17 protein-coding genes are annotated in these 23,192 nt (G+C 39.1%); 1 reads left to right on the forward strand and 16 read right to left on the reverse strand.

Going from position 1 to position 23,192, the window contains the following annotated elements:
• Positions 1-55 precede the first annotated feature (55 nt).
• From EFD62_RS03450 to EFD62_RS03465, 4 genes are all read right to left on the reverse strand, one after another.
• Positions 56-3,226 carry a tetratricopeptide repeat protein gene (locus EFD62_RS03450; protein WP_069194027.1) on the reverse strand — a complete coding sequence of 1,057 codons (3,171 nt, stop codon included), beginning with the start codon at positions 3,224-3,226 and terminating at the stop codon, positions 56-58.
• 285 nt (positions 3,227-3,511) lie between these two features.
• A complete protein-coding gene (locus tag EFD62_RS18220) occupies positions 3,512-4,600 on the reverse strand; it encodes a dockerin type I repeat-containing protein (RefSeq protein WP_268919925.1) in 1,089 nt (362 codons plus the stop codon).
• Between the two features lie 189 nt (positions 4,601-4,789).
• Positions 4,790-5,890, reverse strand: a complete 1,101-nt coding sequence (locus tag EFD62_RS03460) for a PRK06851 family protein (protein ID WP_069194028.1) — start codon at positions 5,888-5,890, stop codon at positions 4,790-4,792.
• Positions 5,891-6,064: 174 nt separating this feature from the next.
• Positions 6,065-8,446: a glycoside hydrolase family 9 protein gene (locus EFD62_RS03465; RefSeq protein ID WP_069194029.1), complete on the reverse strand. Its 2,382-nt coding sequence runs from the start codon at positions 8,444-8,446 to the stop codon at positions 6,065-6,067.
• Between the two features lie 528 nt (positions 8,447-8,974).
• On the opposite strand from EFD62_RS03465, the gene EFD62_RS03470 reads away from it, so the two are divergent.
• Positions 8,975-9,772 carry a hypothetical protein gene (locus tag EFD62_RS03470; protein ID WP_235832553.1) on the forward strand — a complete coding sequence of 266 codons (798 nt, stop codon included), beginning with the start codon at positions 8,975-8,977 and terminating at the stop codon, positions 9,770-9,772.
• 78 nt (positions 9,773-9,850) lie between these two features.
• Here the strand turns inward: EFD62_RS03470 and EFD62_RS03475 are convergent, their stop codons facing one another.
• From EFD62_RS03475 to dpsA, 12 genes are all read right to left on the reverse strand, one after another.
• Positions 9,851-10,096: a (2Fe-2S) ferredoxin domain-containing protein gene (locus EFD62_RS03475; RefSeq protein WP_069194030.1), complete on the reverse strand. Its 246-nt coding sequence runs from the start codon at positions 10,094-10,096 to the stop codon at positions 9,851-9,853.
• Between the two features lies 1 nt (position 10,097).
• Positions 10,098-11,798 carry a [FeFe] hydrogenase, group A gene (locus EFD62_RS03480; protein ID WP_128705737.1) on the reverse strand — a complete coding sequence of 567 codons (1,701 nt, stop codon included), beginning with the start codon at positions 11,796-11,798 and terminating at the stop codon, positions 10,098-10,100.
• A gap of 4 nt (positions 11,799-11,802) precedes the next feature.
• Positions 11,803-13,677, reverse strand: coding sequence for an NADH-quinone oxidoreductase subunit NuoF (nuoF, locus tag EFD62_RS03485; RefSeq protein ID WP_069194032.1), 1,875 nt, complete (start codon positions 13,675-13,677; stop codon positions 11,803-11,805).
• Positions 13,670-14,155 (reverse strand): complex I 24 kDa subunit family protein, encoded by a 486-nt coding sequence (locus tag EFD62_RS03490; RefSeq protein WP_128705738.1) that lies wholly within the window; start codon positions 14,153-14,155, stop codon positions 13,670-13,672. Before EFD62_RS03490 ends, nuoF begins: the two co-directional genes overlap by 8 nt.
• Positions 14,156-14,165: 10 nt before the next feature.
• On the reverse strand, positions 14,166-15,335 hold the full coding sequence (locus EFD62_RS03495; RefSeq protein ID WP_069194034.1) for a SpoIIE family protein phosphatase: 1,170 nt from the start codon (positions 15,333-15,335) through the stop codon (positions 14,166-14,168).
• Positions 15,328-16,998 (reverse strand): [Fe-Fe] hydrogenase large subunit C-terminal domain-containing protein, encoded by a 1,671-nt coding sequence (locus tag EFD62_RS03500; protein WP_128705739.1) that lies wholly within the window; start codon positions 16,996-16,998, stop codon positions 15,328-15,330. The genes EFD62_RS03495 and EFD62_RS03500 overlap by 8 nt, the downstream gene beginning before the upstream one ends.
• A gap of 48 nt (positions 16,999-17,046) precedes the next feature.
• On the reverse strand, positions 17,047-17,292 hold the full coding sequence (locus EFD62_RS03505) for a (2Fe-2S) ferredoxin domain-containing protein (protein ID WP_069194036.1): 246 nt from the start codon (positions 17,290-17,292) through the stop codon (positions 17,047-17,049).
• A 12-nt stretch (positions 17,293-17,304) separates the two neighbouring features.
• The gene (locus tag EFD62_RS03510) at positions 17,305-18,054 is read right to left on the reverse strand and encodes a phosphotransferase (protein WP_069194037.1); all 750 of its coding nucleotides are present in this window, start codon (positions 18,052-18,054) and stop codon (positions 17,305-17,307) included.
• Positions 18,054-20,672, reverse strand: coding sequence for a bifunctional acetaldehyde-CoA/alcohol dehydrogenase (gene adhE, locus EFD62_RS03515; RefSeq protein ID WP_069196278.1), 2,619 nt, complete (start codon positions 20,670-20,672; stop codon positions 18,054-18,056). Before adhE ends, EFD62_RS03510 begins: the two co-directional genes overlap by 1 nt.
• Positions 20,673-20,679: 7 nt before the next feature.
• Entirely contained in the window at positions 20,680-21,327 is a 648-nt protein-coding gene (locus EFD62_RS03520; RefSeq protein WP_083225120.1) for a redox-sensing transcriptional repressor Rex, read from the reverse strand.
• A gap of 363 nt (positions 21,328-21,690) precedes the next feature.
• Positions 21,691-22,275: a dipicolinate synthase subunit B gene (locus EFD62_RS03525; RefSeq protein WP_069194039.1), complete on the reverse strand. Its 585-nt coding sequence runs from the start codon at positions 22,273-22,275 to the stop codon at positions 21,691-21,693.
• Positions 22,276-22,279: 4 nt separating this feature from the next.
• Positions 22,280-23,152 (reverse strand): dipicolinate synthase subunit DpsA, encoded by an 873-nt coding sequence (gene dpsA / locus EFD62_RS03530; RefSeq protein WP_069194040.1) that lies wholly within the window; start codon positions 23,150-23,152, stop codon positions 22,280-22,282.
• Positions 23,153-23,192: the final 40 nt, after the last annotated feature.

Below are 23,192 nucleotides of genomic sequence, written 5' to 3' on the forward strand. Positions count from 1 at the left end.
ATAAACATTTCTACAACAAAATCCCTTGCGAGAGGAAATCAAATATTAAGTTTACCTAAGCATTATAACCAAGCTCTAATGCTTTTTCATAGCATTCCTGCGCTTCTTCATTTTCGTCCAATATTCTTAAAGCCTCAGACTTTGAATAATATGCCTCAGCGTATTCGGGATTTAATTCTATAGCCTTATTAAAATTCTCCAGCGCTTCTTCCATGTTTTCAAGGCACATTTGTGCCTTACCGATACCTACATAAGAGGCTTCGTACCTAGGATATATGTATATGGCCTTATTATAGCTTTCTATTGCATTTTCAAACTCATTTATCATGAGCTGGGCGTTTCCTAAATTGTAGAAATATTCTGCCTGGTTATTGTCCAGCTCTATTGCAGCCTGAAAACAGCTCACAGCCTCGTCAAACATTCCAAAGTATCCAAGAATCTTCCCTTTATTATTATGGGTATCTGCATTATTTGGAGATACTTCCAAAGCTTTATCACTGTACTTTATGGCGTTTTCCATGTCACCCGTCGCCATATATACCTGAGATTTTCCTATATACGAATAAATATAATCCGGTCTTAGATTCTCCACCCTATCATAGAAAATCATGCTGTTTGCATAATTCCCGACAATAAAATAGAGATGGGCAATAGCCGAATAGCATTCGGCAAATTCATGCCACAGGTTTATAGCCTCGTTGTAGTTTTCCAGAGCGCCCTCCAGATCTCCTAAATATTTAAGCGAATTTCCCTTGCTGTAATAAGCATAAGCACTCTTTGGATCAAGCTCAATCACCTTATCAAAACAGCTTAAGGACTCTTTAAACTGACCTGTATAATAAAGTATATAGCCCTTTCCGTAGTAAGCATCTGCAAGACCGGGCTCAATTTCAATAGCCTTATCGCATTCACGGACAGCATCATCAAATCGTCCCATACCAAACAGAATATTGGCCTTTTTTTCATGCCCATATCCATCATCCGGAAACTCCTCAAGGTAAATATCCATGTTTTCCAGTGCTTTCTCGTAATCGCCCATTTTTTTATAGACCTCAGCCCTATCATAATAAACCATTTTAAAATCTTGATCGATTTCCTTTATCCTATCCAGTACCTCAAGAACATCCTCATACCTGTCCATCTGCATTAATACCTGCGCCTTTGAATAATAACCCTCAACATTATTATCATCAAGGCTTATTGCCTTTTCGCAACAGTCCAGTGCCTCTTCATACTCTTGCATCAAGTATAAGGACTTTGCCCGGCCTACATAGGGATTAGGCTGCTCAGGAACTTTCTCAATGTATTTGTCAAAAAACCCAATAGACTCCTCAGGTTTCCCCATATTTCTCAATATTTCCCCTTTGTAGTAGTTCAAAGCAGGATAGTCGACTGATATAGCCATAGCATCTTCAATGCATTTAAGAGCCTCCTCGAATTTTTCCTGTCGGAAGAAGACAGCACTCTTTTTTATGAAAGCACCAATATCTTTAGCATCCCTGTCCAAGAGAGTATTACAAGACTCAATGGCTTTTTCATACTCTCCAAGAGCAATCAAAATATCAGCCTTTTCAAGATAGGGTTCTCTATAATCAGGATGTGCTATTATATATCTATCCACATATTCTAAAGCTTCCTCATACTTTTCAAGATTTTTTAGTGCAACTCCCTTAAAATACCCGGCAATATCGGAAAATTCTTCGTCGTCCAAAAGTCTTTCAAAAACCTCTATCGCCTCCTCATATTTACCAAGTTCACACAAAATGAGGCCTTTCCTGTAATTTGCACCTCCAAACTGTGGCTTTAATACAAGGGCTTTGTCGCAATCCTCCTTTGCCTCATCATACTGCTGTAATAATTGCAGCACTTCAGCTCTCTCCACATAAGCTTCAGGTACTTTAGGTACAGCATCTATATAGTAATCAAAGGCTTCGAGTGCCGATTGGTATTCACCGGAATACTTATATGTAACCCCCATGTAGAAATAGGCTATATAATAGTCCTTTCTCACCCGAAGAGTTTCCTCGTACATAAGAATTGCCAACTGCGGCATTTCCAAACGATTATACGCTTCTCCCTTTTTCAGAAGAATATCTGGTCTGTTTTTATCGATATCAAGGGCTTTATCGTAGTGCTCTATAGCTTCATTAAATTTACGCATGCTATAAAACACATCACCTTTGCATCTTAATAATGTGCACATTTTTCCATCTCTATCTTTAATTCCGACAGTATTCAAATCCTCAAGAATATTGTCCAGTAAACTGAGGGCTTCGCTATGCTTCCCCATACTGCACAGCAGTTCTGCCTTTTCCACATAGGCATCGATATAATACTTATTTATTTGTATAGCCCTGTCATAATGATATAAGGCTTCTTCATCCCTGTTTAAATTCATTAGCAAATTTGCCTTATTGAAATGCACAAGTACGAAATTAGGGTATGCTTTGAGAGCTTTATCATAATAAATCAGGGCCTCATTAGTATTTCCCAGCACCTCAAGAGAAACTGCAATGCCGTTTAGCGGATGGAAATATTCTTTATCTACCTCCAGCGCTTTTCGATAATATATTATTGACTCCTCTACAAACTTCATATTATCGGTAGACCTACCCAGATAATATAATGAAGAACCCTTCTTATCAAATATTTCTGCATTTTTAGGATTAACCTCAATAGCTCTGTCAAAGTACTCTATCGCTTCCTTATAAAAGCCCTTCTTCTCCATTATTTTACCTTTGTAAAGAAAAATATTCTCTATATCATTTTTATCCTCAAGATTGATTGCCTCAAGCATATCAAATATCTCCAGGGATTTATCATAGTCTTCCATATCATAAAGAAGATTTGCCATGGGAATTAAATAAAAAACTTTCTTTTCAATCTTGACTGCCTTCATGTAGTTATCCAAAGCTTCATGATATTTGTTCAATTTTTTTAGGCATTCCGCCTTTATAAAATATATTTGCGAGGCATTTTCCGGATTAAGAGCCAAAGCCTTGTCACAATACTTTATGCCCTCTTCATATTTTTCTACTATTATCAGTGCATAACCCAAGCTTACATATGCCTTATAGTATTTATCATATATTTTTATAGCCTTTTTGTAGTAGTTTATAGATTCGGCATGCTTATTGTTTAAAAACAGCTCATCTCCCTGTTTGAATAACTTTTCAGCCTTCTTTTCTCTGCTTCCAAACAGTGCATATGTATTGAAAATTCCCAAAATAATGACCTGCCTTTACTTATTAATATGTATACATTTTTTAGGTATATAGATTGCATAATATTAATAATATCATTTAAATATATTATTATAAACTAAAAAAAATAATTTTCTTATGGCAATTTCATTTCTACATTATTATGCTTCAGACTTTTCAAAATCCTATGATCCTTATTTATTCATGCCCTTATTAGGCATAATATAGATGAGGGGATTCAGGCGCAAAAACAAGCTCCCGGATCCCCATAACAGGTTATAAAACTTCATTTTTTAGACTTTACAGCATTAGTAATAAATTCCCCATGGATTGCTACGGTCTACCCTAGGATCGGTATCCCATGTAAACTCATCATCGGACATGTGATTATTCTTCAAATACCATGCCCCCAAAGCGGCGGTTTCATCCGCATATCTTACTATCCATGCTTCGTCCGACCCATCAATCCAACCTGTATTGAATCCCATCAAGGCATGACGTGCTATATCCTTGCCACTGTATTTTTCTTGAGCAAGTCTTGCAAAGTGCAAAAAGTGCCTGATTCCCATGTGTGTTGATATACCGACATCATAGAAATTGTAGTCGGTAAAATCATATTGGAACATCTCCGGGACGTTAAGCTCCGGCATATAGTTAGGGTCTGCATTTGCATAGGCAGTCTCAGCCGTCTGCAAAGGTCCGAAGGCATGTGAAGCTTTGCTTCCAGTCTCAGTTGCTGCCCTGAATGTAGACTCTCTGGTAGCCATTCCAAAGAAAAAGGCATATGCTGATTCTTTGCTCTTAAATCCGCATACATTTCTGATTACATCCCAGTGCTCATCTACCTGCTGCTTTATTATGGCTTTGATTTCACTGACTTTCAGTGTAGAAGCCTTTGAAATCAGCTCTGACTTTGAAGTTCCCGCAGGAAAATACCCATCTTGGGAATTGCCCGTATTTGATTTTGTGGGAGTAGGCATCATTGTAGGAGTAGGGGTAGGTGTAGAACTAGCCTGTGTTGGTGTAGGTGTAGGTCTGAATGTATGTGTAGGTGTGGGTGTTGGGTTATAAGATTTTTTTGGAAACTCATCAATTATACGAAGCAAATACCTTTTCACATAATTATAATCAGTACTGTTGATAGCATTGTCACCATTTACATCTCCAACCCACATATCATCGTCAGCAGGAAAATCGTTAATAATGTGAAGAACATATCTCTTCATAAGCGTATAATCAGTACTGTTGATAACACCATCTGCATTTACATCTCCAACAGCTGGCTGACTCCAGGCATAAACGTTGGAATATCCTCCTAAAGACAGTTCGCCAAGACATAAAAACTGAGAAAATACAATTGACATCACGATAAAAGTGGCTAAAATTTTCCTTTTCATACTATTCCCCCTTATACTAATAAAAAATAAATCCATTGTATGGAATCGTGCTTTAAAACAAACAAGTATAGTATAAATCTGCATGTTATACCAACTTTTTTCGAATATATTTTATCACAGATTTCGACTCATATTCAAGCCTTTAAAAAAGGAGCCAAATCTCATATCTGACTCCCTTTCATCTATATCTCAATGACGCTCATTTGCATATTCAAGAATCCTATTTAAAGTCACCTCATAGCATCTTTGCACTGCATCGAAATCCATATTGGGTATGTAATAGTTCTCCATATTATCATGAAATGCTTTTGCTTTAGCGATGGTCTTAACAGCTGTGTTCAGTAACATATCAAAATTTGATCTGTTATTTTCCAGAGTCTCCTTATATTTTTGCAATTCTGAAGTATCCAAATAATCATCAAGGTTATACTCTACAGAGTTTTTCCCATCGGCGCTATGATAATCATTTGATGTAATTATTGAAACATTCAAAGCAGGTATTATAAGGTGCTCGAGTCTATATGGATTTAATGCGCAGTAGAAGGACTCTACATCATGGCCTCTTTCCACAGCCGCTTCCTTAATCTTTTCAACCACTCTTTCGGTGCCTGTTCCCGGCATACCCTTAAGAACATATACTTTGCTTGTATTAATCAATGTATCGAGATAGTTTACAAGTCCATTAGGAGTAATTGCACTTGCAAAAAGCTTCCTATCCTTACCCTGACGGTCCCCAATGTCCTTATCGCCCAAAATCTCGTTTTTTAGCTTTTCAGAAAGTTTAGTTACCTTTGCATTATCTATACACCAGCTCACTATTTCAATATTATCCTCATATATGGAATAGGCTGCTTTTATATATCTGTATGCCCTTTTAAAGGTTCTTCCCACTTCTTTATTGTCCTTTAGTATATCTTCCTTATTCTTTCTTAAACCCTCTTCATCCCAGAAGTCACCCAGATGTATTATCTCATCTACTGCCCCAGGATTTTTCGGGTCCACAACATGGGGAGCTGTTCCATCAAGAAGAGCTATTTTCAGCGATGGTATAACCACGCCATCAAGGCTGTTGTTATCACTTGAGCAGTGCATAAACTCCACATCATACCCCATATCCAGCATCTCATCCCCTATTTTCTTCATAAACGTTGACTTTCCGACACCGGGGCCGCCTTTTATACATATAATTCTATTAGCTTCCTCCTGGCTTAATATATAATCATAATAGCTGAAAAATCCCTGCGATGTATTACCTCCCGGAAACATGTGCCTTATTCTACCTTTTGACATGCAAAGTCCCTCCATTCAATCGATTCTTTCAAATAGTTTGTGTAACCCACTAATAAGATATGCAGAAAATGACTATTTGTGTTTGAGGGACGTAAGATAATAAAAAGAAGACCACCCGCAAAACAGGCAGCCTTCATTTTTATCCAAAGCAAGAATAGTATTCTTTTTGACAATTTAGCGTGCATTTACCGGAAAGTCGGTAATTATGCGAACCAAATATCTTCTTAAAATTGTTAAGTCTGTTGAACTTATTTTACCGTCTCCATTCAAATCCGCCGCCTGTTCGGGTACCTTTAATTCTTGAAGAGACTTAAGGAGATACCTCTTCATTACAGTCAGGTCTGTTGAGTTAATTTTGCCGTCTCCATTCAAATCTCCGTACATGAATTCCGGTTCCTTTGTAGGTGTAGGTGTAGGCTGCGGCGAAGGTGAAACTTGAGGTGTTGTTCCGTCTGGCTCAATACCTCCCACGAGAACACCGGCATCATAAACACATATATTGTTATTCCTTGCAGGTGTACCTGTATAATTGCTCTCTTCAATACGCAGTTCCTGATAGCTCCAGTCGTCTAATGGGTTCCAATAATTACCCCATGCATATGTACCCAATGCAAACTGGTATTTTTTATTGGAATTAGCAATTACAAACCCATCCCAGGCTATCTCAATATAGTAAATATTATCTTTATAATGATGAGGACCTGTAAGCACAGCCGCATAATCCGTCTCTGCTGCTGTCTGGTCATACAGTTGTCTTAATTCAATTTTATCACGATCAAGGGATGTCATCCCGGTAGCATCGAAAAAGTATCTGACGGAAATGTTCTTTGATGTTTTTCTTACATCTGAACGTACATACAAAGTAACTTCAGTTACTTTTGGTCCATCACTCTGTGCTATATCTACGCCAAATGCGTCTACCCAATATGAAGTACCTCCGTTATCAGGATCCGATATATCAACCTTTGGCGGGAAATCAGGTGTAACCTGCATTGAAGGATCCCCAAAGTATCTGTAAAGACCGGCACATGCTCCCACAAACGCAGCATTGTAGTCTATTGTTACTTCATTGTAAACCCAGTCTGCTGTGGTATCTATATGCTCATCACTCGCGCCCGGTCCGCCAACCAATGCACCATACAGTACATATTTATGAGGATCGAGATCTTCGCATTTTGACAGACCTGATGCTGCTCTATGGTGCGGGAATTTTACAGAAATATCACTGTACCCTACAATGTAACAACGGTTAATCGGATTATCCCCCATGAGATATTCCATTTGCGATCTTGCCCACTCACTATATTTTGATGGAGTATCACCGTGATGTTTGTCATAAACAAGAGCTACAAGCTGGGTAGCAGTATTATATCTGGCAGAACCCCATTTGTTAAGGAAAGCATATCCTCCAGGAGTTATTTCACCCACCTTGCCAGTCATCCAATTATCGACCAGCTTTGCAACCTCGCTCCAGAAATCTATTGGTTCATAAGGACTCTTATTGGCAGCTTTTCTGAACCTGTTTTCAAACTCATCGCTATCCTTATCGTACAAGTCGTCTATTTGACCCATAATACATGCTGTACCTGCCCAAACATCATTCCAGCAGTGTGTCCAGCAGGAAGGAGCATAGTAATCATAATACTTAAATATTTCATCAAGATAATGATCGTCTTGAGTTGCCAGATAGAGCCATGCAGCAGCCCAGCAGTAGTCATCTTCCCATTTTGATGAAGTATAATAGCCCTTAGGGCCGTCCTTGTTGACTTCTTTATCATTTTTTTCAGCAAAGTCAAATAACGCTTTTGCATAATCAAGACTTTTTGCCGCATATTCAGGATCTGTATCTTTGAAATTCATGTAGTTTACTGCAAGGGAAGCTGCCGCTGCAGCCACGCAATCCGTTGAAGGCAGATCTTCAGTAGCAAACCATCCCCTACGGAACATTTCATCGACTTCAGGTGCATTCCAGTAAGCATGGTCAATATCGCCGTCACCCACTTGATAGCAAAATGCAACTACATTACCGGACGCGTCCCTAAAAGTACTCCTCAAGAAATAATCATTAAAATAACGCAAAATTGTTTCAGCGTGCTCAGCTTGCCCTGTTGCTTCAAACTGTTCTCTGAATTCATAATATCCCCATCCCACTGTAGAAGCAGAATACGCTTCGGGCATACCGAACTTTACATGGTCACCGGCATCATGAAAACCGCCGGAAACGTCAACTTTACCATCCCCATCAGGATCAAGTATGCTTAAGTTTCTTCTGATAAAATCATCTGACATATTGGTGTTTTCAGAATCAAGCGGAAGTTCCGCATCATAAACATGGCAGTCGCTTCTCCAATTGTACTGTCCATTTTCGTCAACACCGGTACCGCACATGTTTGCATCATAAAAATACATGGAATACTGCAATGCCTTTGCATAGTTAAATTCCACATCGGCAGCACTTATATTGATAGAGCCGACAGGAATAACTATCAAGGCAAGAATGATAAAACTGACTACTAGTGCTTTTGCTCTTTTTGATATAATTTTTTTCTCTCTCATCTTTTCCCATCCTTTCTGAAAATATCAACAAAAATTCAAGGCATTTAAGCCTCTAGCGTTACACTTAAATTTAAATATACACCCCCTATTTGCTTAGTAATATTTATGAGCAAAATATTTATAAGCAAAATAACATCACTACAAATAACATCACTACAATATTTTCGTAATGCTTCATCAAATTAGGACATATTTTTAGGAAAAGATATAGTACGAAAAGAAAAACGGCTTGTTTATAGATATAATTTGCTTCATGAATAATTACTCGTTTATCTATAATATTGGTCTGCGCTTTGTAGGAATGGTCTTACATTAATTGCTGCAAGCATACGTATTACTATTAACTAAAATTATACTTTTCCCTTTATATTTATATTACTATATTTTGCTTCTCTTTACAATTGATTTGTTTTGATATACAGAAGTTTTGGAATAAGACTTTAAATGTGTCATTGAAATTTGTGGGATTATAGTATAGAATTAATAAAAAATACTATAAAATTCTGTATTGAAAGGGGATAAAAAATTATGAAAATAAGAAAAGCACTATCATCATTTCTAATTCTTATTATTTGCTTATGTTCTTCAATGGCTGTTACTCCTGTTTTTGCACAGGATGCTGATTTGCCTGAAAGTGTTGTTTACAGTATGTACGATGCCAGCAACAACAATGATTTTGATCAGTATATCGGTAGTTTCTATGCCGCTGACATGTTATCTGAAAATGATATAGAAAGTCTCAAACAAACCTTTTACAACGAGAGAATCCAATACACAATAGAACCTTTAGAGCATACTTACGGAAACAGGATCGCAGAATTTACATACCTAGAGATAGCAAAATTGAGAGGTAACAACAATAGATTTGCCATCTCCACAAAAAAAGTCACAGCAATTCTTGTAAAAATGAACTCTGAATGGAAAATACTTATGCTCGATTATATCGAAAGCTACCCCTTTAGTATTCCTCAGGATGTTGTGACCTCTTTCTATAACGCCAGAAATGCCCGGGATTTTGATGCATATATCAATTGCTTCTACTTTGCAGATTTATTGAATGAATCAGATCTCGAGTCATTAAAGTATCCCTACTTTGAAGGTTCTCCCTATACATACGAATCGGAAATTGAACCGGTTAGTTTGTCTGTTACGGACTCAAACAATGTAGAATTCAAATACTATGAACTTCAAACAATTACAACCGATAAAACAAAACTACTTCGAAAAACTGAATTCACAGCATATCTGAAAAAGAAAAATAACGAATGGAAAATTGAATACTTTGATGTAGGTTCTGACGAAATTACCATTTTGGAACGATATTAACATATCATTTTTGAAGCTAAAGGGCAGCTACAAAGCCGCCCTTTTAGTTCTCTTAAAGTAGAGTTTATTATCTATTAACTACACTTTTGGCAAAATCACATTATTAAAAAATTCCTCTGCAGCCTCGGGCAAAACACCGAAAATTTCATTATTGACCTCTACAGCAACTCCACTCTTTTGACACTGCTTCATACAAAAGGTTGCTTTTATATCGATTTTATCATGCAAAGAATTTTCTTCAATAAGATGCTGAAATTCATTAATGACATTATAAGAACCCTTCAAATGGCACGAGCTACCAATACAAACTTTGATCTCCAGCATACTACTTTGCCTCCTTCTTTGCAGCATAATCAACATGAAGAAGTTCATGGACCCTGCCCTTTAAGGCGCCCTTATAAAGCGTCATCATAAGGGGATTTTCCTCTGAGGACTTGATATTGCATAGCTTATCCGCACTGTATAGCCCCTTGCCCCTCTTTTCTTTTTCCTCGCTCTGGACAAAGGGTTGGCCTCCTCCATTTATACAACCTCCTGGACATGCCATAACCTCAACCAAGTCATAATGCTCTCCTGATTTGATCTTTTCAATCAAATCGCTGGCATTTTTAAGTCCGCTGACCACCGCAATTCTAAGCTTTCTGTCTCCATACATAACCGAAGCTTCCTTTACTCCCTTCATCCCCCGCACACCGGTGTAGGCCAGTGATCTAAAAGATGTGGCAGATTTGTCGGAAACCACTCTTCTTAAAACCGCTTCTGTAACACCACCAGTTACACCAAAGATTACACCAGCCCCGGTATATGTTCCAAAGGGCATATCGATTGCTTCGGGCTCCAAATCAGAGAATATTATTCCCGATTCCTTAATCATCTGAATAAGCTCTTGGGTTGATATAACATAATCAACATTTGGTACACCATTAACTTTAAATTCCTCACGGGCAGCCTCAAATTTTTTCGCTGTACAAGGCATAACAGCAACATGTACCAACCGTTTACTGGAGGTTGAATATTCTTCCTTTATGACAGCGGCAAACATCTCCATCGGTGAACGACATGTTGAAACATGCGGCAAAAGCTCAGGATAGAATTTCTCGCAGTAGTTTACCCATGCAGGGCAGCATGATGTAAAGAGAGGCATATCATTTTTTCCTTCTTTAATGCGTTTCAGTAATTCCGCCGATTCTTCCAAAACCGTTAGATCTGCTCCGGTTGACGTATCAAATATATCATCAAATCCCATTCGTCGCAGCGCTGCCACAATTTTGCCTATAGCATTTTCTCCATCGTTCAAGCCAAGCTCCTTCCCAAGCGCAACGCGGACAGCCGGTGCTATCTGCACAGAAACTCGGGTGTTTTTATCATAGATATCCTTCCATAGCTTACGGGTATCGTCTTTTACGACAATTGCACCGGTGGGGCACGCTAACGCACATTGTCCGCAGCCAACACAATCGGATTCGGCAATGGGTTTGTCAAATACCGTGCTAATTGTCATTTTTGAGCCTCTGTACGCAAAATCAATAGCCCCTACATTCTGCACCTCACTGCATACACGAACACAGTCCCCGCAAAGTATGCATTTGCTCCGATCCCTTGTTATGCAAAGGGAAGAATCATCTACATCCGGCTCCGAAGCAGTGTTTGGGAATCGAACACGACTTATATTATATCTCATTGCAAGATCCTGCAATTTGCATTTTCCGTTGTTATTGCAGGTTGTGCAATCACGGCAATGATTGGCAAGCAAAAGCTCCAGAATCATTTTACGGTATTTTTGCAGTCTTTCTGTGTTTGTTTTTATACTCATACCAGCCTTCGGAGGGGTGGAACACGCAGCATCCAATCCTCCCCACTCATTTTCAACCATGCACATACGGCAGGCACCGTAAATCGACAATTCAGAATGATAGCAGAAGGTCGGAAGCTTAATACCTGCTTTTCGAATAAGCTCAAGAAGGTTTTTTTCATCGTTTATCTCAACAGGAATACCGTCTATCATCATATAATCTCTATTATCCATTTCTTCAGCCCTCCAATATTGCGTGGAATGCACAAGTTTCAATACATGCCCCGCACTTAATACATTTGCTCTGGTCTATAACAAAAGGTTCTTTAATCTTGCCTGTTATTGCCCCTACAGGACAACTTCTTGCACACTTTGAACAGCCTTTGCACAAAGCAGCATCAATTGTAATGGTTTTTAGCTTTTGGCAATTGCCCGTCGGACATTTCTTATCATAAATATGGGCTTCATATTCTTCCCGGAAGTTTTTAATTGTGCTTACAACAGGATACGCCGCTGCCTTGCCTAATCCACAAAGTGCCGTTGCCGAAATTGTGTCCGCCAGCTCCAGAAGAAGTTCTATATCACCGTCTCGGCCGTTTCCTTCAACAATTCTCTCCAAAATCTCCAGCATCCTCTTTGTACCTTCACGACAGGGTACACATTTTCCACAGGATTCATTCTGGGTAAAGTTCATAAAAAAGCGTGCAACTTCAACCATACAAGTGTTATTGTCCATTACAACCAGTCCACCGGAACCAATCATTGCATCGGCTTTTTTCAGCGAGTCAAAATCCAGCGGAAGATCCAAATTCTCTGTGGACAAGCATCCACCTGACGGACCTCCGATTTGAACGGCCTTAAAATCTGCACCGCCCCTCATACCTCCGCCAATGTCAAATATCACTTCCCGCAGGGTTGTCCCCATAGGAACCTCAATAAGACCGGTATTTTCTATGTTTCCCGTCAGCGCAAAAGCTTTTGTTCCGGGGCTTTTTTCCGTTCCCACAGATTTATACCAACCAGCTCCGTTTTTGATAATAAGGGGAACGTTGGCATAGGTTTCAACATTGTTTAAAACCGTCGGCATATCAAACAATCCATGTTCTACAGTTCTTGGCGGCTTTACCCTAGGCATACCTCTTTTTCCTTCAATCGATGCCGTAAGCGCACTGCCCTCACCGCAAACGAAAGCGCCAGCGCCGCGATTTATATGAATATTGAAGCTAAAATCACTTCCCAATATATTTTCACCAAGCAATCCACACTCTTTGGCCTGCTCAATAGCTTTTTTAAGCCTGGATACCGCCATGGGGTATTCGGCACGCACATAAATATACCCCTCCGAGGCCCCACAGGCAAGACCTGCAATCATCATTCCTTCCAGCATTCTGTGAGGATCACCCTCCATAATACTCCTGTCCATAAAGGCCCCCGGGTCACCTTCATCTCCGTTGCACACAACATACTTTTGCTTTGCGCTCTGTCTTTTTACCTGCGCCCATTTGCGTCCTGCCGGGAACCCTCCGCCTCCGCGTCCGCGAAGATTGGCTTCTGTGATTTCATTTATGATTTCATCGCTACTCATTTCAAACAGCGCTTTTTCCAACGCATAATATCCGCCAGTTGCAAGGTATTCATTTATAGATGTGGAATCAATTTGGCCACAATGTTCCAGTACAAGACGGGTCTGCCTCTTATAAAAGGGAATCTCATCCTGTTTTTTGTATACAGTTCCGTTTTGCTTATAAGCCAGTCTTTCTATATGCTCCCCCGCTACTATCGTCCTTTCCACAATCTCTTCACAATCTCCAAGCTTAATCTTGGTATATAGATAACCTTCCGGTTCGATTCTAATAAGAGGTCCCATTTCACAAAAACCATGGCAGCCGCTTTTCTTCAGTCCGATAGTATTGTCGTGGGGTTCATTTTTCAATTCAACTTGACAATTCAATCCCCTTTTTGAAATCAACTCCGAGAGTCGGTCAAAAATCTCAAGAGCGCCGCCGGATACACAACCCGTGCCGGCACAAACAAGAATCTTCTTCTTTTCTGCCATAAGGCATTTTGCGTACATCTCCCGGGCTTTTTGCAATTCTTCTCTATTATTAATCATCACAATTTCCCTCCCTTAATTCTTTTATGAGCTCGGAGGCTTTGTCGGGAGTCATTTCGGCATACACTTTATCATTTACCGTTATTACAGGAGCAAGACCACATGCTCCAAGACAGGATACTGTTTCAACAGTAAACATCAAATCATCCGTTGTCGGCTTGGTATTGGAAAGACCCAATTCTTTTCTGAGACGTTCTATAATCGGAATTGATTTTCTTACATGGCATGCCGTTCCATCACAAACTTTTATTATAAATTTCCCCTTTGGTTCCAATGAAAAGTTTTCATAAAATGTTGCAACACTGAATATTCTCGCTTCACTTACTTTGAGTTTTTTTGAAAGATATGGGAATACCTCTTTGGGTATATAGTGATATTCTTCCTGAATGCTTTGAAGTATCGCGATAATTGCAGTTTCAGAAATACCGTGTTCAGACAGAATACCGTCAACCACGCTATAATCAAACGTTTCGTTCATTTTATTCACCTCAAAAATAGCTAAGATTTATTGTTTTGCCCATTTGCTTTAGAGTGTTTGAAAGCTCCTCCACCAACTGCATTTTGATGTTAAATCCGATGGGTAGTTTTGGATTCTGGTGGGCAGGATTAATAGCCCTTCCAACATAGAAATTGATATCCGTTGCTTCTTCAAAAAGCATTCTTGCTATTCTTGAAGCACCGTCATTTTTATTATGCCACTCGTTATAAAGAGCATTTTTATCAATATAGTCCTTTGCATATTCCAGAACCAGACTTATTGTCAATACACCCTCCGTTACCAGATCGACCCCCTCAATTTTAGCAACGGGCGGAATTCTCGGGTCGATATAATCAATGGATGTCTCCAGCTTCTTGCCTAGAAACTGTGCAGCAAGCGTTGATGTGGTACCGCCACATACAATATGCCTTCCCTGCTTTGCAAAAAACAAAGACATCATATTGTATACATCATCAGGATTTTGTGGTGGACCGAACATCAGGTTAACTACTTTTCTTTTTCTTATCTTAATTGTTGCAATAGTCGTATCATCTCCGGGCATATTTGCATACAAGTTGTTACACGTATCAAGCAAAAGAGATGTAATAGCATTGGCAGAAAGACTTCTATCATAATGGGATTCAATAAACTCAATAATATTCTCCCTTTGCCAGCCGTAGTTTAATGTCTGACCTACTCCAGCATAAATTGCCCCATCACTCATTGCAACAAACACATCATCACAATTCAGTCGTATTTTTGATTCAACAATTTTTTTACCCGATATTATTTTAGTCTGAGTTGGATAATCATACTTTTTTCCATCGCGCACAAGTACTACTAAGGGATTGTCATACTGAATTATTTCGGCATAGGTGTTATTGCTAATCCTTATTATAGTAAATGTTGAATAAGCAATACCTCTAACCTTACAAACCGGCAGGGTTGACATAATTGTACCAACACATTCTTCAATGCTCATATGCTCCGCAATCATCGTTGAAATAATTTTTGAGGTAAGGGTGGATAAAATATTGGCCTTTACGCCACTTCCCAAGCCATCAGCCAAAACTAGAATCGTAGTGTCATTATCTTTGACAACTTGTATCATATCACCACATAATTGCTCACCGAATTTGTTAAGGCTTCTATATCCTAAATCCACACATAAATCATTCATCCTCCATAGTCTCCTTCAGCTTGGTCAAAGCAATTTTAGTCTCGGCGGCTGTTTCTCCTAAAAGCAGTGCTATTTCCTGCACTACACGCATTTGTTTTTCAACAACCTTATCCGCTATTTCAATTGCTGCCTCGCTTTGCTTGTTTTTCTGCGCTTTGATTTTCTCTTCCTGACTAATATCCTTCATTATTATGATAATAACGTGATATTCTTTATCGTAGATTATCGTTTCATCAACATATTTTTGATATTCAGCAAAATACTTTCTCTTGTAGTAACAGTTTTTGCCTTCATTTAATGCCAAAATATAATCAATTGGGTCAAGGATTCTGATAACGGGACTTCCTAGAAGATCTGTAGATGGACTTAAGTTTAAGATTCCTTTTGCGGCACTGTTTATTTGCTGAATTTCAAGTTCTTCATTCAAAACTATAACACCGTTGGGTGTATTCTTAATAATTGCATCGGAAAAGCTTTCTGCTTTTTCCTTCAAGTATGGAAGACACATTGTAAGATCTGCTTTTCCATTAAGTACCGCTATTGCTTTATCGCGGCATGTATCATAACCGCAGCTACCGCAGTTTAACTCCTGCTCTATGGAAGCTTTGCCCATTTTCTTTAAAATCTCTTGAATAGCAGTACTGCCGGGCATTATCTTGTGCACGCCTTCAAAATGCATTTCCTTTTTTAGTCCTTCAGACTCAGGTATCGGAATCGAAAAATCCTTTGCTCCAGTATTTTGATTAACAGCTAATATACCCCCGACAATATTGTTGCTTTTTCTCCTTGCGGCCGGGCCGTTTATGCAGCTGCCGCTACAGGCCGACATCTCAATAAAGCAATTGCTAAGTTCTTCGCTGTCTATATTATCCAGTGCATTTATACAGTTTTCCATGCCGTCCACTATCATATAATGATATCCGTCTGTTTTATCCATACTGCTGATAATGCCTCCGGAAATAGGAAAACTCCTGGTCCTTCCCTCTTTACTCTCGCTCTTTTGGCTGTCAATTGTTATATTCTCTGCTTGCAACCATTCATCCAGTTCATCGAAGGTAAGCACAAGTTCCACGTAGCCTTTATACTTTTCAGCCTCGTCTTTTTTTGAAATGCACGGTCCAATAAACACAACTTTCGAACCTTTATGCTCATTTTTCAACATCTGTGCATGGGCCAGCATCGGTGACAGCACATCTGCCAGATACGGAATTGCTCCGGTATAATGTCTTTGAATCAGGGTATTTACCGTATGGCAACACGAAGATATTATAATTCTGCTTTTTTTGTCTTCTATCATTTTCTCATATTGTCTTTTGACAATATAAGCACCTTTTGCTGTCTCATCCGCCCCTTTAAAACCAAGCTTTATTAATGCCTGTTCCATGTCATATATGCTTTTATTATGAAACCATGCAACAAAGGACGGAGCAATACTCACATAAACATCATTTTCCAAAACCAACTGTTTAGCCTTTTCAATATCCGATCGTATTTGCTTTGCGTTTTGCGGGCAAACGACATAGCATTCGCCGCACAAAACGCATTCATCTCTTACTATATGAGCCTGACCGTCAGTGAATTTCAACGACTTAACCGGACAATGTCTTATGCATTTATAGCAGTTCTTGCAATTAGATTTTTTTGTCTGCAAACATTCCGTCATTAAACTCGCTCTCCTTCTTCACCAGTGGCACTGCTTACTTTTTATTCTTTAATCTTTTATCCCTTTAAGAATTTCTGTTTCAAAAAAGCTTTTCACATTTTCAGGTGTAACTGAAAACAGTTTATCATCAATTGTCACGCTGACACCATTAACACAGTTTTTCATGCAAAATGCCCCACCCAGTTCAATCTTCTCGTTTAGATCATAGTCGGCAACCAGGCTTTGCAGCTGTTCCACTATCTGTCTTGCACCTTTCAAATGGCAGGAGCTTCCTATACAAATAGATACCTTCATCAAAAATACCTCCTATTCATAATCTACAACATCTATCCAGTGCATTAAGAATTCCCTTTCAACTTCTCTGCCTTTTACAAGCTGTGATGCCGCTACAATTGAAATCCACTTTTGAACATACTGTTTTGCAGTATCGCTCTTTTTGCAGAATAGATTCAAATACTTATCCGCCTTATCAATATTGCCGGATAGCCAGAACAAAAGATATGTTCTTGCAGCATCGGCACTGGCATTTCCCTGAGTAGCATGTGACCAATCAAGTATATAAGGTGTTCCATCTTTGGTCATAATAATATTGCTTGGGTTGAAATCTCCATGGCATACCTTATTATGCTCGGGCATGCTTCCAAGTCTTGTATGAAGCTCATAACGTGTTGTAGCATCAAGTCCGGTCTCGGAAATTTTTCTGTGCATTTTGTCTTTTAGCTTGTTTAATAAAGGAGCTTTTTTGCTTAAAACCTCTAGCTGAATATCAACAAATAAATTCAGGTATTCATCATATTTATGAGGGTTTTCCTTCATAAGCTGTTCTAGGGTGTTTCCTTCAATAAATTCCGTAACAATTGCCCATTTGTCTTCAATTTTTGTAACCTCGAGAAGCTTTGGAATGTTAAGTCCGGTTTCCTCTACCCTGGCCTGATTTAAAGCTTCATTCAACACATTTGCTTTCGAATAGTTGCTGCAAAAAACCTTTATTGCCATATCTCCGTCTCTGTAAACAGTCTTATCCGTTCTTACTGCTATAACCTTTTCAAGCTTCATTACTTCGCACCTCCATAATAAGCATTTAGATATAATTGTTTTATTTCACTCATAAGCGGATATCTTGGATTTGCGCCTGTGCACTGGTCGTCAAAAGCCTGTTCTACCATTTCATCAAGTCTTTCTAAGAATTCCTTCTCATCTACGTCATAATCTTTAATGGTTTTCTTGATGCCAACCTTTTCTTTGAGTTCGTCAATAGCCTTTATCAAGTTCTCAACTTTTTCTTCATTATTCTTGCCTTTGATGCTTAAATAATCGGCAATTTCAGCATACCTTGCCAAAGTGTGCGGATGGTCATACTGCGAGAAGGTACCCATTTTCGTTGGAACCTCCGATGCATTAAATCGGATTACTTCATTTATCATGAGTGCATTGGCAACACCGTGAGGCAGGTGGTAAAATGCACCCAGCTTGTGTGCCATTGAGTGACATATACCCAAGAAGGCATTGGCAAAAGCCATTCCGGCTATTGTTGCAGCATTGGCCATTTTTTCTCTTGCTATCGGATCCTTCGCACCGTTGTCATAGGCTCGTGGGAGATATTCAAATACCATCTTTATTGCACGTAGTGCCAAACTATCGGTGTAGTCAGTCGCAAGCATTGAAACATAAGCCTCTAAAGCGTGAGTCAATGCGTCTATACCTGATGCGCTGGTGAGTCCCTTTGGTGCATTCATCATCATATCGGCATCAACAATTGCCATGTTTGGCATCAATTCATAGTCTGCCAAAGGATATTTAACCCCTGTCTTCTCATCGGTAATTACCGCAAAAGGTGTAACCTCAGAACCTGTACCTGCTGTTGTAGGAATTGCAATAAAGTATGCCTTCTGTCCCATCTTCGGGAAGGTGTAAACCCTCTTTCTTATATCCACAAATCTCATTGCCATATCCATAAAGTCCACTTCAGGATGTTCATACATTACCCACATAATTTTAGCTGCATCCATAGCGGAGCCGCCACCGACTGCAATTATGGCATCAGGCTGGAAGGCCGTCATTTCTGCCGCACCGGCCTTAGCACATGCAAGGGATGGGTCGGGAGCTACATCAAAGAAGGTCTTGTGCATAATCCCCATTTCATCCAACTTATCTGTAATCGGCTTGGTGTAGCCGTTATTATACAAGAAGGTATCCGTTACAATAAATACTTTCTTTTTACCCATCACATTTTTAAGCTCATCCAATGCAACAGGCAGACAACCTTTTTTAATATAAATCTTTTCCGGCGATCTGAACCAGAGCATATTCTCTCTCCTCTCGGCAACTGTTTTAATGTTTAGTAAATGCTTAACCCCTACATTGTCGGAAACTGAATTTCCTCCCCAAGAACCACAGCCAAGGGTAAGAGATGGAGCAAGCTTAAAGTTGTACAGGTCACCGATACCACCATGGGATGACGGAGTATTAACCAATATACGGCAGGTTTTCATCCTCTCCGAGTACTTATCAAGTTTTTCCTTCTGTGTTACCGTATCAATATACAGTGATGAAGTATGTCCAAAGCCACCGTCAGCTATCAACCTTTCTGCTTTGTCAAGGGCATCCTCAAAATCCTTCGCTCTATACATCGCCAGCACAGGGGACAATTTTTCATGGGCGAATTCTTCGGAAATATCCACGCTGGTAACTTCACCTATTAGAATTTTTGTAGACTCGGGCACCTCAAATCCTGCAAGCTTTGCAATAGCATGGGCCTTCTGACCTACTATTTTGGCATTTAATGCACCGTTTATGATTATTGTTTTTCTTACCTTTTCAGTTTCTTCCTTATTTAAGAAATAACATCCTCTTTCGGCAAATTCCTTCTTTACCTCTTTGTATACTCCATCTAAAACGATAACTGACTGTTCTGAAGCACAAATCATACCGTTATCGAAGGTTTTTGAATGTATTATTGAGTTCACTGCCATAAGAATGTCAGCTGAATCATCAATAATGGCAGGAGTATTGCCCGCTCCAACACCGATAGCCGGCTTACCTGAGGAGTAAGCTGCTTTCACCATTCCGGGACCTCCCGTTGCAAGAATTATATCTGCCTCTTTCATAACCATGTTGGTGAGCTCCAGACTCGGTACATCAATCCAGTCAATAATGCCTTCGGGAGCGCCAGCCGCGACTGCTGCTTCCAAAACAATCTTGGCTGCTTCAATTGTTGAATTCTTTGCTCTCGGATGTGGGCTTATAATAATGGCATTTCTTGTCTTTAATGCAATAAGAGTCTTAAAAATAGCTGTTGATGTAGGATTCGTAGTAGGTATAACCGCTGCAATAACTCCCAACGGTTCTGCAATTTTCTTAATACCGAAAGCAGTATCCTCTTCAATAACACCGCAGGTTTTGGTATTCTTATATGCGTTATAAATATATTCAGCCGCATAGTGGTTTTTGATAACCTTATCCTCAACCACTCCCATACCGGTTTCCTCTACAGCCATTTTCGCAAGGGGAATTCTCATTTTATTAGCTGCCATAGCCGCTGCAAAGAATATTTTGTCAACCTGTTCCTGCGTATAGTTTGCATAAACGCTCTGAGCTTCTTTTAAGCGTTTTATAGCTTTTTCTAGCTTTTCAACATTGTCTATGATTTCATATTTATTGCTCATTTTTTTCATCTCCTTTTCATATTTCATTCTTTTTTATTGATTCTGCTAAGTGAGCGGAAAGTACAGCCAGCGATGCAGCCATATTTTCCTGCTGAACTAAAATATTATCCGGTACTTTAAGGTGAACAGGTGCAAAATTCCATATTGCAAATATTCCGCTGTCTACAAGTATATCGCATACTTTTTGAGCTGAATGTCCGGGGACGGTTATGATGCCTATACGAATCTTCATTCTCTTGCATAATTCCTTTATTTTGCTTATGTCTAATACCTTTTTGCCGCAAATCTCAGTTCCAATTTTACTTTCATCAACATCAAAGGCCGCAACAATATTCAATCCATATTCATTAAAGCCCTCATAGGACAAAAGAGCTCCTCCAAGCCTTCCTGCACCTATAATTATTGCATCATTCAAATCGTCATACCCAAGAAAACTTTCTATATCACTTATCAACTCCTCAGTAACATATCCAAGCTTGGGACGCCCCTTTTTGCTGACGCAGGCCAGATCCTTTCTAACTTGCACATCATTCAGCCCCAGGGCTGAAGCAATCATTGTAGCAGATACATTCTCACAACCATGCTCCGGCAGAGACTTTAAGTAGCTCAAATATGAAGGTAATCTTAAAAGAGTCTGTTTGGAGATAGCTTTTGGATTCATAATTATTTTGGTTCCTTTCTTTTATTAATTAATTATACTAATTGTACTTTCCAAGACAATCCACTCCTTTTTAATGCAGGTACAGCGGTGATAACTAATATCTATAATTTTTTATCTATAACTTTATATCGATATTTTGTTATCGATATAATTGTAACGTTTTATATAATGAAAGTCAATACACTTTTTATATATTTTCACATCGATTTTGATGCAATTTTTATATAGTTTATACAAAAGCAAAAAAATCTCGGGCATCGAGTCCCTTCGCTTTTGCCTCTTTCATTTCATTCCAAGAGGCCAAAAAAAAATAGAAGCTTATATTTCAGCTCCTACTTGTTAACACTGTTTTGAGTTTTGGATTAATTAATATTTTATGAGCAATGGTTGAATCTGTTTATGATTCAATGCCTCAAGGATTGTAGGCATTATCTTAGTAGTGTCTGCCACTAAAGAGTTCGGCTTAGTACCCGGTCCATCCTGACCAAAGGGCACAAGATAGATATTTTTCATATTTAAAAGCATTCCAATGTTTTTTGCATTTGCTCCCAACCCGTCATTTGTAGAAATTGCAATAACCAACGGCTTTTGATTTCTAAGGTGAGCCTTACATGCCATAGTTACCGTAGTGTCGGTTATTCCGTTTGCGATTTTGGCCAAGGTATTACCGGTGCATGGCGCTACAACTATTATATCAAGAAGAGATTTTGGGCCTATTGGCTCCGCTTCAATAATACTATTTATAATCTTGTTCCCTGTAATCCCTTCAAGTTTCAACCTAAAATCCTCTGCTCTTCCAAATCTTGTATCAAATTTACTCACCGAATCCGACAGTATCGGAAAAACCTTCGCTCCATTGCTCACAAGCTTTTCGACCTCAGGTATTACTTTGTCTAGGGTGCAAAAGGAACCGGTAATTCCAAATCCAATTTTAATCCCGTCCAGCAACATATTCTTATACCCCCAACTCATCAATAATATTACTAACAGTATCTCTAATAAATCTGGCTGCTGTCACAGGTGCTACTTTTCCCGGAAGTGAAAGCGCCCATATTGTTTTTATGCCCATCTCCTTTGCCTTTTCAAAGTTAATCCCACCAGGCTTAGAAGCGAGATCTATTAAAATGCAATCCTTATTCACTTTCCTAAGCAAGTCTTCATCCATCACAATGCTGGGAATAGTATTAAAAATAACATTTGACCTCTCTATGTATTCCTCCAGTTCGCTTATGAAAATCGGTTTGTAACCATAGCTTTCAATCCACGCCAGATCTGAATACTTCCTAGCCTCAACATATACATTGCTTCCAATACCTTGGAGCATTTTTGCAAGAGTTTTTCCAATCCTTCCGAATCCTAAAATCAATGCGTTGCTTCCATGAAGTGTTACAGGCATTTCCTCCATTGCAATTTGAATTGCTCCTTCAGCAGTAGGAATGGCATTTAAAACCGCCATTTCTTCTCTTTCGAGCAAATCTATTGAATATACGTTATAGACATCTGCAAGTTGAGCAATCTTTTCACTGATTCTCCCTGCTATAAACAGCTGGCTTTTCTTCATCATTTTAAATATGTCTTTAATAAAAACTCTTTGAGGATGAAAAGGTGCATTGAGTGTTTCCCCATCTGTCGAACATGGGGTCGGACCTACTACTACATCAGCTTCCTCAATAGCACGTTCAAGACTTCCACTCTCTTCAATTTCTATCTCGAAGTTTGCATTCTTAAACCCATATATGTTAACCTTATTTCCTTCTGATGCAATCAACTCAGCTAACTTAACACTCCTAAGATCACCGCCAATAATTGTAAATATCTTATTCTTCACTATATTACCTCCTCCTGTTTGTAGAAATACAAGTCACATT

Source organism: Acetivibrio mesophilus (assembly GCF_004102745.1).
Lineage (GTDB): Bacteria > Bacillota > Clostridia > Acetivibrionales > Acetivibrionaceae > Hungateiclostridium > Hungateiclostridium mesophilum.

Bases quoted from the DNA above. Each gene is read 5' to 3' on its own strand.
- EFD62_RS18220 (WP_268919925.1), bottom strand. From the start codon at position 4,600: ATGAAAAGGAAAATTTTAGCCACTTTTATCGTGATGTCAATTGTATTT.
- EFD62_RS03475 (WP_069194030.1), bottom strand. From the start codon at position 10,096: ATGCTGGAGATCAAAGTTTGTATTGGTAGCTCGTGCCATTTGAAGGGT.
- nuoF (WP_069194032.1), bottom strand. From the start codon at position 13,677: ATGATTAATAATAGAGAAGAATTGCAAAAAGCCCGGGAGATGTACGCA.
- EFD62_RS03460 (WP_069194028.1), bottom strand. From the start codon at position 5,890: ATGTCAAAAGGTAGAATAAGGCACATGTTTCCGGGAGGTAATACATCG.
- adhE (WP_069196278.1), bottom strand. From the start codon at position 20,672: ATGAAAAAAATGAGCAATAAATATGAAATCATAGACAATGTTGAAAAG.
- EFD62_RS03500 (WP_128705739.1), bottom strand. From the start codon at position 16,998: ATGACGGAATGTTTGCAGACAAAAAAATCTAATTGCAAGAACTGCTAT.
- EFD62_RS03465 (WP_069194029.1), bottom strand. From the start codon at position 8,446: ATGAGAGAGAAAAAAATTATATCAAAAAGAGCAAAAGCACTAGTAGTC.
- EFD62_RS03480 (WP_128705737.1), bottom strand. From the start codon at position 11,798: ATGGATAATAGAGATTATATGATGATAGACGGTATTCCTGTTGAGATA.
- EFD62_RS03525 (WP_069194039.1), bottom strand. From the start codon at position 22,275: ATGTTGCTGGACGGGATTAAAATTGGATTTGGAATTACCGGTTCCTTT.
- EFD62_RS03495 (WP_069194034.1), bottom strand. From the start codon at position 15,335: ATGAATGATTTATGTGTGGATTTAGGATATAGAAGCCTTAACAAATTC.
- EFD62_RS03510 (WP_069194037.1), bottom strand. From the start codon at position 18,054: ATGAAGCTTGAAAAGGTTATAGCAGTAAGAACGGATAAGACTGTTTAC.
- EFD62_RS03470 (WP_235832553.1), top strand. From the start codon at position 8,975: ATGAAAATAAGAAAAGCACTATCATCATTTCTAATTCTTATTATTTGC.
- EFD62_RS03505 (WP_069194036.1), bottom strand. From the start codon at position 17,292: ATGAAGGTATCTATTTGTATAGGAAGCTCCTGCCATTTGAAAGGTGCA.
- EFD62_RS03490 (WP_128705738.1), bottom strand. From the start codon at position 14,155: ATGAACGAAACGTTTGATTATAGCGTGGTTGACGGTATTCTGTCTGAA.